The 13,819-nt window shown below is 52.7% G+C and carries 12 protein-coding genes and 1 pseudogene; 2 read left to right on the top strand and 11 right to left on the bottom strand.

What is annotated here, in order from left to right; all coding sequences use genetic code 11:
- Positions 1-122: 122 nt before the first annotated feature.
- The 5 genes and pseudogenes from HU731_RS27185 to HU731_RS27170 all read right to left on the bottom strand — a co-directional run bounded on the left by HU731_RS27185 (position 123) and on the right by HU731_RS27170 (position 5,538).
- Positions 123-728 carry a TetR/AcrR family transcriptional regulator gene (locus HU731_RS27185; RefSeq protein WP_003232764.1) on the bottom strand — a complete coding sequence of 202 codons (606 nt, stop codon included), beginning with the start codon at positions 726-728 and terminating at the stop codon, positions 123-125.
- A 17-nt stretch (positions 729-745) separates the two neighbouring features.
- Positions 746-1,966 carry a multidrug effflux MFS transporter gene (locus tag HU731_RS27180; protein WP_003232762.1) on the bottom strand — a complete coding sequence of 407 codons (1,221 nt, stop codon included), beginning with the start codon at positions 1,964-1,966 and terminating at the stop codon, positions 746-748.
- Between the two features lie 158 nt (positions 1,967-2,124).
- Positions 2,125-2,250 (bottom strand): annotated as a pseudogene (locus HU731_RS28700) (TIGR03756 family integrating conjugative element protein); the annotation flags it as partial.
- Positions 2,251-2,398: 148 nt separating this feature from the next.
- On the bottom strand, positions 2,399-4,024 hold the full coding sequence (locus HU731_RS27175; RefSeq protein WP_003232759.1) for a methyl-accepting chemotaxis protein: 1,626 nt from the start codon (positions 4,022-4,024) through the stop codon (positions 2,399-2,401).
- A gap of 323 nt (positions 4,025-4,347) precedes the next feature.
- Positions 4,348-5,538 carry an acyl-CoA dehydrogenase family protein gene (locus HU731_RS27170; protein WP_003232757.1) on the bottom strand — a complete coding sequence of 397 codons (1,191 nt, stop codon included), beginning with the start codon at positions 5,536-5,538 and terminating at the stop codon, positions 4,348-4,350.
- 259 nt (positions 5,539-5,797) lie between these two features.
- On the opposite strand from HU731_RS27170, the gene HU731_RS27165 reads away from it, so the two are divergent.
- A complete protein-coding gene (locus HU731_RS27165) occupies positions 5,798-6,325 on the top strand; it encodes a flavin reductase (RefSeq protein ID WP_003232755.1) in 528 nt (175 codons plus the stop codon).
- Positions 6,326-6,381: 56 nt separating this feature from the next.
- On the opposite strand, the gene HU731_RS27160 is transcribed toward HU731_RS27165, so the two are convergent.
- The 5 genes from HU731_RS27160 to HU731_RS27140 all read right to left on the bottom strand — a co-directional run bounded on the left by HU731_RS27160 (position 6,382) and on the right by HU731_RS27140 (position 11,761).
- Entirely contained in the window at positions 6,382-7,323 is a 942-nt protein-coding gene (locus HU731_RS27160) for a LysR family transcriptional regulator (protein ID WP_003232753.1), read from the bottom strand.
- Positions 7,324-7,881 (bottom strand): cytochrome b, encoded by a 558-nt coding sequence (locus HU731_RS27155; RefSeq protein ID WP_003232751.1) that lies wholly within the window; start codon positions 7,879-7,881, stop codon positions 7,324-7,326.
- Entirely contained in the window at positions 7,881-8,957 is a 1,077-nt protein-coding gene (locus HU731_RS27150; RefSeq protein WP_003232749.1) for a catalase family peroxidase, read from the bottom strand. Before HU731_RS27150 ends, HU731_RS27155 begins: the two co-directional genes overlap by 1 nt.
- A gap of 262 nt (positions 8,958-9,219) precedes the next feature.
- A complete protein-coding gene (locus tag HU731_RS27145) occupies positions 9,220-10,173 on the bottom strand; it encodes a PDR/VanB family oxidoreductase (protein ID WP_003232747.1) in 954 nt (317 codons plus the stop codon).
- Between the two features lie 67 nt (positions 10,174-10,240).
- On the bottom strand, positions 10,241-11,761 hold the full coding sequence (locus HU731_RS27140) for an aldehyde dehydrogenase family protein (protein ID WP_003232745.1): 1,521 nt from the start codon (positions 11,759-11,761) through the stop codon (positions 10,241-10,243).
- A gap of 384 nt (positions 11,762-12,145) precedes the next feature.
- Here HU731_RS27140 and HU731_RS27135 point away from each other — a divergent pair, with 384 nt between their 5' ends.
- Positions 12,146-12,778, top strand: a complete 633-nt coding sequence (locus HU731_RS27135) for a TetR/AcrR family transcriptional regulator (protein WP_003232742.1) — start codon at positions 12,146-12,148, stop codon at positions 12,776-12,778.
- On the opposite strand, the gene HU731_RS27130 is transcribed toward HU731_RS27135, so the two are convergent.
- On the bottom strand, positions 12,762-13,760 hold the full coding sequence (locus HU731_RS27130; protein ID WP_225931554.1) for a LysR family transcriptional regulator: 999 nt from the start codon (positions 13,758-13,760) through the stop codon (positions 12,762-12,764). The genes HU731_RS27135 and HU731_RS27130 overlap by 17 nt on opposite strands.
- Positions 13,761-13,819 lie beyond the last annotated feature (59 nt).

Raw genomic sequence — 13,819 nt, 5'->3', positions numbered from 1 at the left:
CAGGTAACTGCCATCCCTACCGCGACCGGAAAGCCTGCGACGAGGAAACCTTCTACAAAAGGACTAAGCCCGTACGGGAGGCAGCAAGGGAGCAATAGTTTTGCACAGTTTAAATGGTTGAGTTATCCATGTGCCCCTTTCCCCACAGCCAGAGACAGCGAATCACCAAGAATGCGCCATAAAGCGGCAAGACGCCGACGGTAAGTGCCTTCACTACAGTAAATCAACTCGACATGAAGGCTGTCGATAACACCGATATAAGCATCCTGGAACATCGAAATCTCGTTCGCCGACAGTGCTGGATACCTGTTCTCAAGGCCTGCTCCAAAACGTTCACGCAAGAGATCAAGATAGGCTTCAAAGCCCGTCGTGACCGATGCCTTCAGCTCCGAAGGCGGAAAGAATGCCGTGCGCAGCAGGAAACGCAGAGCAGCGGAAGACTCGTAGCGGTTTGAAAGATTGTCCGTGTACAGCTTGCCGGGCTCGTCATCATTCGCCGGGACGCTTGCAAACATCTCTTCGATATAGTGCCTCTCCGTCGCCAGCGCCAGATTCAGCACGGCGTTGAACAGATCATCCTTGCTCTTGAAGTGCGCGTATAACGACGGCTTGCGCATACCTGCCACGACAGCGATTTCATTGAGCGACGAGGCGTCGTATCCCCGCTCAGCGAAATGCACCAGAGCGATATCACAGATTCTGCTTGCCGAAGGGCTCAGCACTTTCATCGGGATGACCTTTTAATTCAGTGATTTAACGCGGTGATGTGCTCGGCCCTGCCTTCGCGCACACTGACCCAGGTCAGCGCACCCACCATAACGGCGCAGACTATCAGGAATGCGCACCAGGCAATGGCGCCATGGCTGCTCGCCCAACCGGTCAACGGTGTGGCGAAGGCCGAGATGCCAAGCTGAAACGCGCCGAGCAATGCAGCCGTTGAACCCAGGGCAGTGGTTTGCGAAGACATCACTAGCGTCATCAATGAGGTTTCTGCAATCCCCAATCCAAGCAGTGCTATCGCGACGCCGGCGGCCAGCCAGTACAAACTAAAACCAGATACTGCTGCGCCGTAGGCCATGACAGAACCTGCAAAGATGCAAAAAGCTCCAGCCGTTGCCATGCGCGCCAAACCGTACTTGCCCACCAGTCTGGCAGCCACGACGGCCCCGATTAGAATCGCTATGCCGGTTGCGCCAAACAGCGTACCAAACTGGGCAGCAGGCAACCCGTATTCCTTCTGATAAACAAATGTAGCGCCGCCTACATAGGCAAAGAGAAAGAAGAACACGGCTGACAGCGCTAAGGTGGGCCGTAGAAAGCGACCTTCTTTTGCGATCCGCGCGTACGTGCCGATCGCCCGTTTCATATTCAATGGCTCGCGCTTTTGCACGGGTAGTGTTTCAGGCAAAACAGCCATCGAATTCACCGCCACCAGCGCACCAAGAACAGCCAGTACCAGCATGACGGCCCGCCATCCGAAATGCGCCTCAATGTAACCACCCAACCCCGGGGCGATGATGGGAGCAACACCTTGAATGGTCAGCAGCAGGCCAAAAAGTTTTGCTGCCTGAACGCCCTGAGTGACGTCACGCACCATGCTCATGATGACTACCAACGTCAAAGCACTGCCTATCCCCTGGGCAAATCGTGCTAAGAGTAGCCATTCAAGGGTCGGGGCCGCGCCTGCAGCCAGCGCACTCAAGCTGAATAGTAACAAGCCTGCCATCAGTGGACGTCGACGGCCCAAGGCGTCGACAACCGGCCCGAATAGTAATTGCCCAAGCCCCATTGCCAACAAAAAGACCGTGAGCGTCAGCTGAATGCTGGCAACACTGGTCGAATAATCGACCGCCATTTCGGGCAGGCTTGGCAAATACATATCGACGGCTGAGGGCCCCAGTGCGGCGATGGCGCCCAAGGCAATGGCAAATTTCAGCGAAGGACTGCCGGAGTGACTCTTTTCCATAACAAACTCACGATTAGCTTCCTACCGGAAGGTAGGCTGACGGCGCGAGGTTAACGAGAATCCGGAGGGAAGGTCAAGTTGTTCTTGTTTCAGTGGTCAGCAAGCACCGGCCAGCGCGCCGCGCAGGGCAGGAGAGGGGAGCAACCGAAGGGCGTTCAACTGAGCCAGAAACAAATGCCGATGGGCCTGTAGGCGGGGTAATTTGGAGACAACACAGAGGACGATATGGCGCCATTATCCAGCGCCACTGCTGGCCCATGCGCCAACAGGATACTTAGCGCCAAGGGCCGTAACTTTGGGCGGGATCAGGGTTCAAATTGAACCCTGTGAGAGCGAGTCCTGCCTGCGAACCAGGCTCCTTGGTATATCAGGCAGACCTCGTCATCGCAGTAGCGGACAAGCCTCGCTCTGACAGATGGCCTCCGATACCTCTTACAAGCTAAACCTCGAAACCATGTTGTTCAGGTCAACCGCCAGGCGGGTCAACTCGCCGCTGGCGGCGCTGGTCTGGGCGGCGCCGTTTGAAGATTGCGTCGACAGGTCGCGGATGTTGACCAGGTTGCGGTCCACTTCTCGGGCGACTGCAGCCTGTTCTTCCGCAGCGGAGGCGATGACCAGGTTTCGTTCGTTGATCTCGATAACCGCAGCGTTGATGGTATCCAGCGCCAAGCCTGCGCCTTTCGCAATGTTCAGGGTCGATTCAGCACGGTCAGTGCTGTTACGCATTGAACCGACCGCTTTTTCGGTGCCGCCTTGAATGCTGCCAACCATGCGTTCAATTTCGCTGGTGGACTGTTGGGTGCGATGGGCCAAAGCGCGCACTTCATCGGCAACCACCGCAAAGCCGCGACCGGCTTCACCGGCCCGGGCCGCTTCGATGGCTGCGTTCAGCGCCAGCAGGTTGGTCTGATCCGCCAAGCCACGAATCACGTCCAGAACCTTGCCGATGTCGCGGGATTCTTCCGCCAGATTACCGATAAGATCAGCGGTGCTTTGCACATCGCCGCTCATGCGTTCGATAGCGTTGACGGTTTCCTGAACCAGATCCCGGCCATCGCCTGCTGACGCCGTCGCGTTTTTTGATGCCTCGGAAGTGCTCACTGCATTACGCGCCACTTCTTCGACGGCGCTGGTCATTTCGTTGACTGCAGTCGCAGCTTGCTCTATTTCGTTATCCTGCTGCGCCAGACCGCGGGCGCTCTCATCGGTTACTGCGTTCAGCTCCTCTGCAGCGGAAGCCAGTTGTGTTGCGGATCCCGAAATACGCATCAAGGTATCGCGCAGTTTCTCCTGCATCTTTTGCATGGCGAGCAGCAACCGGCCCGCTTCGTCAGTGCCGTCGACGTTGATCGGGCGGGTCAGATTACCTTCGGCGATGGTTTCAGCAGCTTCAAGTGCCAACGCTATCGGTTGGGTGATGCTCTTGGTCAGCAGCCAGGCAAACAGCATGGTCAGCAGCGAGGCAATAATCAGGAGGCCGACAACCCAGTTGAACGCAGAACTGTACTGGTCAGCAGCGGATTGATTGATGATAGCCAACTGGGTGTTATTGAAGTCAGTAAGCTTGCTCAACGCCACATTTATCTGTTCAGCGTTGGCAGCAGAGTCGGTGTTTAACAGGCGCGTCAGCTCTTGCAGATTGCCGGCCCGACTGAGGGTGACAAGTCGCGTTTCGATCTTCCGATATTCATCCATCAGCCGCATATAGTCGTTGTAGTCGGACTGCTCTTTAGGGGATGAAATCAGTTTGGCGTATGCTGCCTGCGACTTGTTAAGTTGTTGGTTTTGTTCCGCAAGTAATTCGATGGTCCTGTTCTGAGCATTCGGTTCGCGATCAGTCAACAGGCGATACGACAACACCCGCATACGGACGCCCGTCACCGTGAGAGCGTTCAGGGTCTGAAAGCTAGGGACGCCATTTATTGCGATGTCGTCGCCGGCTGCTCGGATTTTGCTCATCTGCGACAGGGCGAAGAGGCCGAGAATCAACATGAGCGCGCCTATCAGGGAGAACCCGAGAAATGCGCGTGGAGCAATGTTCATTGTTCTTATTGTCATGGTTTTCCTAGAGCGAGGAATGTGCTCCCAATGAGCATCGGCGTAGGGTCCCGCGCATCAACTTTTATCGGTCATTAGATGACGTACTTGAGCGAAAAACGCTGTGTGTCTCGGATTAAAACAGATAGGGCCCACTGTCCGACTTTCATAAAAGAGTGATGTTGGCGCGACGCAACTCGATGACGACAATCTCCAACCCAAACGACCTGAATGGCATCTTCGTTATTTGGGTAGATACACGCCAACGAGGTTGAGTATTTCTCGTGCACAATCAGTTTCGGAGGCTGAAGCAGCTTGGCAGAAGTTGCTGTGCAGATTGGCGTTCAAGGATAGGGCATGTTCAGTTCGATGCCGGCGAACACCGCGCCGGCGCCGTCATAAGTCGCTTCGCCGAGGAAAGCATGCTGTGTGACTACCATGGAGTCGCGTACGATCCATTGCAGGCGATTGTCGGTGAAAATGGCCGTGGTGCCAGCCAGCCGATAAGCCTTCATGACTACATCCGCGCAGGTATGAGCAGCATGGGTGGCGCTGAGGCGCAATAAGTTTGCCTGATGCAAAGTCACTGGATTACCGGCCAAAAGCGATGCCCATACAATTTCGGCGGTTTCGTAGAAAAAAGCCTGTGAGCTGCGCAGCATCGCCTCTGCCTTACCCAGTTCGCTGCGGTAATAAGCCCGATCGCCCAAGCGTGGGGCACCGGTGACAGTCTTGGTGCTGCCCGACATCGCGATCACCATGTCAAGTGCCGCTCGTGCCAACCCAAGGTTAACGGCGGCGTGGACCTGCGCTTGGTAGGCCACGGATGGGTAACGATAGAGGGGTTCGTCAATGGTTGAAGCGCTACCACGCACGAATGTCCACTCGCGCTCGACGTTTTTTTTGTGCAATTTGAGGTCATGGCTACCCGTCCCTTGCATACCGACAACATTCCAGTTATCGACGATCTGCACTTCGCCTGCCGGGAACACTGCGGTCAGCGGTTTGCCTGCCGCCGGTCCTCCACCGTTGGCCGATGTGCCGCCGATGCCTACACCAATCCAGTTGGCACCTTTGCACCCACTAGCGAACCGCCAGTGCCCGCTGACTTCCCAGCCATTTTCAGTCTCTTTGGCGGGTTGTAGAGGGTAAAGGCCGCCAGCATAGACCTGGTCTGGCCCGTTGGCATAAATCAACGCTTGGGTTGCCGGGGGGAGTGCCGCCAGGTAGATGTTGGCTGAGCCGAACGCGGTCACCCAACCGACCGAACCGTCGGCTTCGGAAACCCGCTCTACGATGCGCAGGAACTCGGCTGGAGGCAGCGCATCGCCACCGAAACATTTGGGAGTACTGGCGCGGAAGATACCCACTGCTTTCATTTTTTCGATCATGTCTAAAGGGACATGGGAGCGTTGGTTAAACTCGCTGCGACGCTCGGCAATCTCCGCAATTACATCATCCAGGGAAATTGCCTTGATGCTGATTGGAGCGCCATCAAGTGTGTCAGGGGCATCGAAGTTATTTTTGCTGTTCATATTTATTGTTCTCTGGCTGGTGTGATTGCATTCACGTTCAGGATGCGTGGGCGGATAAGAAAAAATCAAATTCGAAATATGAATAAGCTAAATAATCCGTGGGAATTAACTGTCGTGCCATGCGCCTCTAAAGGGGAGGGCGTTTAAGGGCGATGGCTATTCCTGCTGTCAATAGTGCGTATGAGTAAAGCGAATTTGACCGAATGAACAATCCCTCTCAACATGGATTCACCAAGTCAATAATTAAAAGGTGAAGGTTATGGTTAGCGATCAATCAAAACAACATTTTCGGCAAGCGCTGTCATTGTTGTCTGCGGCGGTGAATATCATTACTACCGATGGCCCCCATGGTCGCTTCGGATTAACTGCGAGTGCGGTCTGTTCGGTCACTGATACGCCCCCAACATTATTGGTTTGCATCAACCGTAACAGTTCAATTCATGAAGCGTTGCTGGGCAACAGGGCGTTGTGCGTAAATATACTGACCGGTGATCTGGAGGGTGTTGCGCGACAGTTTGCTGGTATGACCGACCTGCCGCCTGCTGAACGTTTTGCCGGCCAGGATTGGCGGACAGGCTCCTCGGGCCTACCGGTGTTGAACGACGCCCTAGCAAGCCTCGAAGGAAACATAGTAGATATCAAGGAAGTCGGATCGCATTCGGTATTATTTGTAGAAATTAACCAAATTCAGGTCCGTGAAGAGGGGGAGAGCCTGATTTACTTTGGGAGAAACTTTCACCGTCTGGGGCGGGCTGCAGCCGTCAACGTACAGACGTCGGCATCCTGAATAATTGCAGTTCCCCATTCGTGGGTTACAGGGTTTATAAAGAATGCTCGCACGCCTCATTTGATATGAACTCCAGTATGGCTGCCGGAGGCAAATAGACTAATGATTAACCCGCGCAGCCAGGTTATCCCGGCATCCGATAGGAAACGGCTATGGCAATAAAGTCCCACCGAGATAGGTGGCAATTCGATGGGCAGACTCAGCAGCCGATAGCGCTGGTCGTGGTTTAGCTGCATGGCAATGGCACGCGGCAGAATCAATGCCAGATCAGTGTTGGCAACGATTTTCGGGGCAATCGTGAAGTTAGGCACTTTCAGAGCGATTTCGCGCGCAATGCCGGCCTTTCCGAATGCTGCATCGGCGGTTACGCCATGGCCGGTAATATTGCTCGAAACGTCAACATAGCGCAGGGCGAGTATGTCCTGAACGCTCAATTCATCTTCCTGAAAAGGATGGCCGTCGCGCAACAGACAAATGAATTCGTCGTCTAGCAAGTTTTCGTGGATGCACTCTTCACCAAGTTCTACCAGATAGCCTATCGCGATATCTACATCACCTTTGCGCAATGCCATAGCCAGTTGCTCTATAGGCATTTGACGCACATCCAGGCGTACTTTCGGCGCCTCGCGCGCTAGCACTTCCATCACCGTCGGTAGCACATAAAGTTGCGACATATCCGACATGGAGATGCGAAAAGTACGATCCGCTGTTTTCGGTTCAAAGTTCGAAAACATCATTAATGCGCTTTGAATAATAATCAGCGCATGTTCAATGGGGCCGTGCAGGCGAATAGCTGCGTCAGTCGGCTCCATCGACGTTGCTGTTCGTACGAACAGCGGATCGTCAAACACATCGCGTAGTCGACGCAGTGCGTGACTGACGGCGGGCTGGCTGAGGTGCAGGCGTTCGGCCGCGATTGTCAGGCTGCGGTATTCCCAAATAGCCACAAAAGTCCTGAGAAGATTCAGATCGATCGTGGCCATGTTGATGTGCGTCATTTATTTACCACGAGCCTTACGCGTGATGCTGGAAAAGACGCCGTCGCGGTATATCCAAGCATGTATCAGCGCTGCGCAAAGATGTCCTAACACAAGCAGAAACAGAACCCAGGCGAATAACCCATGTGCGGCCCGAAACCAAGCGTAAAGCGCGGAGCTGACAGGAGCAATGGGTGGAAGGTTCCAGCCCGCGAACATGGTGACAGGCCAATTTCCGGCAGAGAGCGTGGCCCAACCGAGCAGTGGCAGGCAGAGCATCAGCAAGTAGAGCAATAGATGCGAAACATGCGCCGCCATTGCCTGCCAGTATGGTACGCTGGCAGGCAATGGCGGCGTGGTGCTTAAAAGCCGATTGCCTAGACGCAGGATAGCCAAAAGAAGAATGGCGATTCCCAGAGGCCTATGAAGATCAATGAGCCAGGGACGCAGGCTCAGAGAAGACATCATGCCTACACCTATAAATAGCATAGCCAGGATAAGGACAGCCATGAGCCAATGGAGAAGCCGTGCCGCGAAGTTGAAACTTTGCACACCGGTGTGCTTCTGCTGGGTATGCATTATTTGATTTCCTTTTGGCCAACCGCGTCAGTGGCTTTACCAAAACCGATTTCTCGTAATCTGGCGTTATAGGACTGGGAGTAAATACCCGCACGGGCTGCAAGCACTGGATCGTCTGAAAGTGCTATTCCTGAAGGTACAAGCGTAGGGTCAAAGTTAATGTCACGACATGCCCCATGAGTTTGCTCTACCACATGGTTGACCTCTAACGTCCCAGCGATGACCTCCTTGCGGTTGCTCGGCCATGGTTGAGAAGGATCGTTCACCGGATCCTCTGCCTCGGCCAGTTGGAATACCAGATCCCAATACAAGGGTGCTACACCCACACGCTGAGTTATTTCATCAAACAGGAAGTCATGACTGGCTTGCGCATGAGCCTCTTTGCTCAACATCTCTACAGCCGCACGAGGGCGCATGGACCAGCGCACAGGTTGACGTTTTCCATCCGCTGCAATAAGTACGAAGGCGTTGATGGAATTATATTCGGTTCCTGCAAAACTGGCCGGCCAAGTCGCATTCGCCTCTCGCTCTACAGACTTGCGAGCCTCTGGATATTTTTGAAAAAACGCGGCCACCTTGTCCGGGGATGGTTGTCCAGTGGCCGCCACCGGTTCAAAGGCTTCAACCTGCGCCAGGAAACCCTCCGCATCCCGAGTCGCGAAATAGGGGTCGTTGTTAAGCTTCATTCGCCACTGTGACTTATCGTCGCCTACCAGCATAAGTGCCATGCTGACGGTCGACGTCGAATTGTCCGCCGCATGCGGGTCCACGGTGCCGATTGAAAAACGCCCGACGGCGGGAATGTTGGCCGGTAGAAAAATACGTGAGGTCGACAGAGGGACGGCCGCGCCGCTCGCATGAAAAGTCCCACTGAAACACATACCCTTACCGTGGGCCCGTCGATAGCCTGGTGGAAAATTATCCAGGGACTCACCCAGAAACTCTTTTGTGGTAACGCCGGTGCCTAAGAATCCTCCTGTCCAGGCAAAAGCCAGCACAAGAGCAGTCGCGATACTGAATATGCCCAACAACGGCAGTCGAAATTTCCATAAACCCTGAAGGTTATTCTTAAGCATAAAATTCTCAGCTGCCCTTTTTGAGGCAGCGCTGGATTGAAACTGCCGAATGGATAGCGCCAACACTAACCCGCGCAAGGCAGTCGTTATGTGTAAATCAGAAGGATTTCAACCGCCGATACGGCAGGAAAAAATCCCGGTGTGCTCAATGGGTTTGCTTGAGCGGCAAAGCATGATGGGCCCTGCGCCATAGCCTGTGTGTGTCATTACATTGCTGAGGACGCCCAAGGTAAATGGTGTCAGCGGTGCACCACTTTTTACGTTATATGTCCAGCACCAGTCGGGGAGATTTTGATCGTGAACAGCATACTAATATCGTATCGTTCGCCGCTTTTTCATCAGCAGTGAGGTATACATCGCGGTGGTCTGGTTCACCCTCTAAAACATCACAGAGGCAGGTGCCACAAACACCCTGCTCGCAGGATATTTCGATATCAATACCTACTTCAGCCAGTGCTTGATAAATGGTCTGCCCGGTCATGACATTGACGGTTTTACCGCTGCGCGCCGCCACAACCTCAAAACCAGACCCTTTGGTATCAATGTCGGCCTGAAAGTATTCGCGGTGAATGTGTGCATCAGGGTAGCCGAGTTCGAGAGCATTATTGATAACCCACTCCATAAAACCTCCCGGTCCACATGTATAGATGTGAGCCGTCTCCTGGCGGCCTCCTAATACGCGTTTAAGGTCCAGTTTGCTGTCAGGTTCATCGTCGAAGTGCAGCTGGACGGCATGGGAAAATCCGGAGCGCTCCAACTCTTCAAGAAACGCACTTCGGCTACGTGAGCGTGCGCAATAATGCATTTCAAACGCCTTGCCCTTGGCTTCAAGGGCATAGGCCATGGCCAGCATCGGTGTAATGCCAATACCCCCTCCGAGCAGGATTGAACGTTCGGCATTCAAGTCCAGCGGGAAATGGTTACGAGGCAGGCTGATGTTTACCTTTACGCCTTCAAGCAATTCCTGATGGACTGCAATGGATCCACCCCTGGATTGAGGATCTTTCAAAACCCCAAGGCGATAAATGCCTGCGTCAGCGGGATCGCCGCACAACGAATATTGGCGGACCACACTTGAGGGGAGGTGCACATCAATATGAGCACCGGCTTCAAAGGTCGGTAAATTGCCGCGGTCTGCCCGCGCCAGCTCGATGACGACCACATCATCACCTTGCAGCACTCGTTTAAGCACGACTACGTTTAGGAGTTCATTCATCGGGTAATACCTGTACGCACGCGGGAAGACAATTCATATTGATGGTTCAAAAAAGGCTCGCCAATCTTCATTCAGCCGGATCAAAAACACGCATAACACCGGCCTTGAGTGACGTGTGGGCGAGTAAGCCTTCTTCCCCCAATTCATGACCTGCGCCCGAATCCTTCATGCCGCCGAAGGGGAGACTGAGATCCAGCACATTGTGGTTATTGATCCAGATAGTGCCTGCCTTTACGCCGCCGAAGAAGGTCGTGATCCGATCAACGTTTTTGGTCCAGATACTGGCCCCCAAACCAAATGAGGTGGCATTGGCGCGCTGGATAACCTCTCGGTCGTCCTTGAAGGAAAAGGCAGTTAGCACCGGCCCAAAAATCTCCTTTTGGGATGTGACGCTGTTGTTTGTAAGGTCGGTCAAAATGGTAGGCTGAATGTAAGCGCCAGGGCTGTTGATGGTCTCGCCCCCACACAGTAATTCTGCACCGGACTCAAGGCCCTGGTGGATCATGCTCATCACCTTGTCGCGGTGGGCGTGATGAACGAGTGGGCCCATCTGCGAGCTTAAATCCAGACCTGGACCAATTTTGATGGTCCGTGCGATTTCAGCGACTCCCGCAGTGACTTCGGCGTAGTGGCGTTCGTGGACATACAGCCGAGAACCTGCGCAGCAGTTTTGACCATGATTGCCGAAAATAGCCCAGGCAGCGCCGGGAATAGCGATGTTCAGATCGGCATCTTCGGCGATGACGACCGGTGACTTACCGCCGAGTTCAAGCGTGTATTTTTTCATCAGGGGCGCTGCTATTGCGGCGATTCGTTTCCCTGTCTCAGTCGAGCCTGTAAAACTTATCTTGTCCACGCCAGGGTGCTCAACAAGCGCCGCACCCACTTCATGACCTAGGCCGGTAATGACATTGACAACTCCAGGTGGAATACCAGCTTCATTACACAGCTCCGCCAGGCGCAAAGTAGTGAACGGGGTTTGCTCAGCGGGCTTGAGAACAACAGTGCACCCCGTTGCAAGAACAGGTGCCAATTTCCAGACCGCTTGGCAAAGCGGCACGTTCCACGGGGTAATTGCGGCTACGACACCCAGTGGCGATCGTTTTGTGAAACCAAAGAATTTTTGATCCGGAAGGTAAGGAACGGACAAATCCAGGGTTTTTCCAGAGATTTTGGTGGACCACCCCGCCATATAACGCAGCGTATAAACCGACAGGTCCGCATCGAATGCGCGAGTGTTTCGAATAAGGCGGCCACTGCTGAGCGTCTCGAGTTCAGAAAGCTCCTGAGCATTTTCCGCAATCAAATCAGCGAGCCGGAGCATCAACGCTTCACGTTGATATGGCTTCATTCTGGACCAGGCGCTGTCTTCAAAAGCCTTGCGTGCAGAGGCAACTGCCAGGTCGACGTCAAATTGGTCTGCCTGAGCAATTTGACCTAGTTCAAGACCGTTACTGGGATCAGCGATAGGAAAATATTTTTCTGAATGCGGGTCCCTGAACTCACCATTAATAAAGAGTTGAGTGCGTTTGCCGATCCTGGATTTAGCCCCAGCCGTGAGGTGTTCATAGTTATTTGCCAATGTCATGATCGAATGCCCATTGTTATTGTTTCAGGGGCCGCTATCGTACTAGCGGAATATAATGGAAATTAATATCCCGCACCGTCAAGAGTTGGACAATGACCGCAGAGGTACCTATTGTTGCCCTTGCTGCAACAAAGGCGAATCATCCAGGTGGTGCGTGCAATGTCTCACTTGCGTGTAGGGCGGATTGGTTTTTGCTGATCGTGCCCTAGGTCGTGGACCACGACTGCACTAAGCTGAGACGATGACGATATCGGGTGGAAAATTAGTGCATCTAACCGGCCAAGTATATCTGGCCTGTATGGAATGCAAGCAAGTATGGGCTTTAAGGCGAATTAAGAGTGTTGTATAATTTCTGGAATTTTTTAGGTAAAAAGGAAATTCTCAATGAGGGTTGCTAAAAACAATCAAAAGACTGAAGAGAGGCGTACGGCTATTTTGGTCGAGGCAAGGATGGTATTTCTCGACTCAGGAAATGCTGGATTCAGTATGAGAAGCGTGGCTAAAAAAGTCGATATGTCGCTGAGTCATCTTCAATATTTTTTTCCGACCAAAGATCAACTATTCTTGGAGATGGTCAGGTATACCGTAAATGACTATCTGAGAAATTATAAACTCATAATGATGGAGTCCTATAATAGTCCCGAACAACAGATGGGTGCTGTGTTGGATTATTTGTTTAGCGATCTCATGCGACTGGATGTTACAGCTATCTTCGTCGAACTCTGGGGGATGGCACTCCGGGATGTAGAGGCTCGCCTTTTTCAACGTAAACTGTACAGAGTCAATAGGCGAAAATTTTCGACAATCCTTACCAGGGTTTACCCTGATGCATCGCGTGAGACCATCAAACGGGTCGCAACCCAGGTGCTGTTACATATCGATGGCATTATGGTGCTTTACATGGTGGATTGGCCGGATGCACAGAGTTATGAACGAATAGTTCAAGACGCTAAATCAATCATATGGAGAATCATGGAAAATATCGCTCAGAAAAAAGAGACTAGTCAACTGCCGTAGCGATGGCATTTTTCCGAACCAAGAAAATCTTATTGGGATTTCTGCTGTTGCAATCACGAATGCGCCTAATCTGGGCGTTTATTGCCATTGCCAAGTAATGCACCAAATCACGCGAAAGAGGGGACAGCTTCCTGGATTGGCGCGAAATAATTTGTACTTGTGTTACATTCAACGCGTGATAATCGATAGGAATAGCTTTTAACGTGCCGTTGCATAACTCGTCAATGACGGGGAAGTCACTGAGTATTGTCGAGGCTATGCCGTTGCGCGTGAGATCCAACATTATCTTCAGTGAGTTTGAAGTAATGTAAGGCTGGAAGTGAGCGCTGCTTTCACTTTGCAATTGGTCAATAATCCCTCTGATTCGGTACTCAGGGGGGGGGAGAACAATATCTTCGTCAGCCAGGTCTTGAAGACTGAGTACCGATCTACCCGCCAGCGGGTGGTCGGGATGGACAATAGCTCTCATGGGTTGATCGAAAGAATGGAGCCTATTGATGTTTGCGGTCTTGGTAGGGGAAAACACCAATCCTATGTCTGCTTCGTCTTCAGCGACCATTCGCTCAACTTCGTGAGAGGGCGCAATCAAAAGCTCAGTGTGCGATTGTCGGTTAGCTTTGAAAAATTGATAAAGCTCACCTATGGCCTGAGTACTAAGTAGTCCTTCGCCCACCGCAATGCTTGTTCTATTTAAATATCCTTCTTTGAGTTGGCCGAGTTTTTTCAACAGTTGATTGTGATGACCCATACGCTCAACATAATAATCAACTGCAGCCTGACCAGCAGCGGTCAGGCAGATCCTGTGAGTACCTTCTTGTATGAGCTGAATGCCGAGATCGGACTCCAGTTTTGCAATCTGGCGACTGATGGAGGAGACGGCGAGCTCCAGCTCTTCGGCCGCCGCGCGCATGGTTCCCAGTCTCGAGCTCAAATACAGATACTTGAAGCGTTGATCTTGAAGCTCAGTTTGGGAATTCATCATGGGTGCCTCGCACGGTTCGCATCATCAAGTTTTTTATTATGCTGACGAATCTATGCTAG

It is taken from the genome of Pseudomonas salmasensis (assembly GCF_014268375.2).
In the GTDB taxonomy this organism is placed as follows: domain Bacteria; phylum Pseudomonadota; class Gammaproteobacteria; order Pseudomonadales; family Pseudomonadaceae; genus Aquipseudomonas; species Aquipseudomonas salmasensis.
The sequence above is the reverse complement of the archived record's forward strand: the minus strand, read 5'-3'. Positions and strand labels throughout refer to the sequence as shown.

What these genes read in the sequence shown, in the direction of transcription:
- HU731_RS27165 (WP_003232755.1), top strand. Translation starts at nt 5,798, where the DNA reads ATGGTTAGCGATCAATCAAAACAACATTTTCGGCAAGCGCTGTCATTG.
- HU731_RS27170 (WP_003232757.1), bottom strand. Translation starts at nt 5,538, where the DNA reads ATGAACAGCAAAAATAACTTCGATGCCCCTGACACACTTGATGGCGCT.
- HU731_RS27155 (WP_003232751.1), bottom strand. Translation starts at nt 7,881, where the DNA reads ATGCATACCCAGCAGAAGCACACCGGTGTGCAAAGTTTCAACTTCGCG.
- HU731_RS27180 (WP_003232762.1), bottom strand. Translation starts at nt 1,966, where the DNA reads ATGGAAAAGAGTCACTCCGGCAGTCCTTCGCTGAAATTTGCCATTGCC.
- HU731_RS27150 (WP_003232749.1), bottom strand. Translation starts at nt 8,957, where the DNA reads ATGCTTAAGAATAACCTTCAGGGTTTATGGAAATTTCGACTGCCGTTG.
- HU731_RS27145 (WP_003232747.1), bottom strand. Translation starts at nt 10,173, where the DNA reads ATGAATGAACTCCTAAACGTAGTCGTGCTTAAACGAGTGCTGCAAGGT.
- HU731_RS27175 (WP_003232759.1), bottom strand. Translation starts at nt 4,024, where the DNA reads ATGACAATAAGAACAATGAACATTGCTCCACGCGCATTTCTCGGGTTC.
- HU731_RS27140 (WP_003232745.1), bottom strand. Translation starts at nt 11,761, where the DNA reads ATGACATTGGCAAATAACTATGAACACCTCACGGCTGGGGCTAAATCC.
- HU731_RS27135 (WP_003232742.1), top strand. Translation starts at nt 12,146, where the DNA reads ATGAGGGTTGCTAAAAACAATCAAAAGACTGAAGAGAGGCGTACGGCT.
- HU731_RS27130 (WP_225931554.1), bottom strand. Translation starts at nt 13,760, where the DNA reads ATGATGAATTCCCAAACTGAGCTTCAAGATCAACGCTTCAAGTATCTG.
- HU731_RS27160 (WP_003232753.1), bottom strand. Translation starts at nt 7,323, where the DNA reads ATGACGCACATCAACATGGCCACGATCGATCTGAATCTTCTCAGGACT.
- HU731_RS27185 (WP_003232764.1), bottom strand. Translation starts at nt 728, where the DNA reads ATGAAAGTGCTGAGCCCTTCGGCAAGCAGAATCTGTGATATCGCTCTG.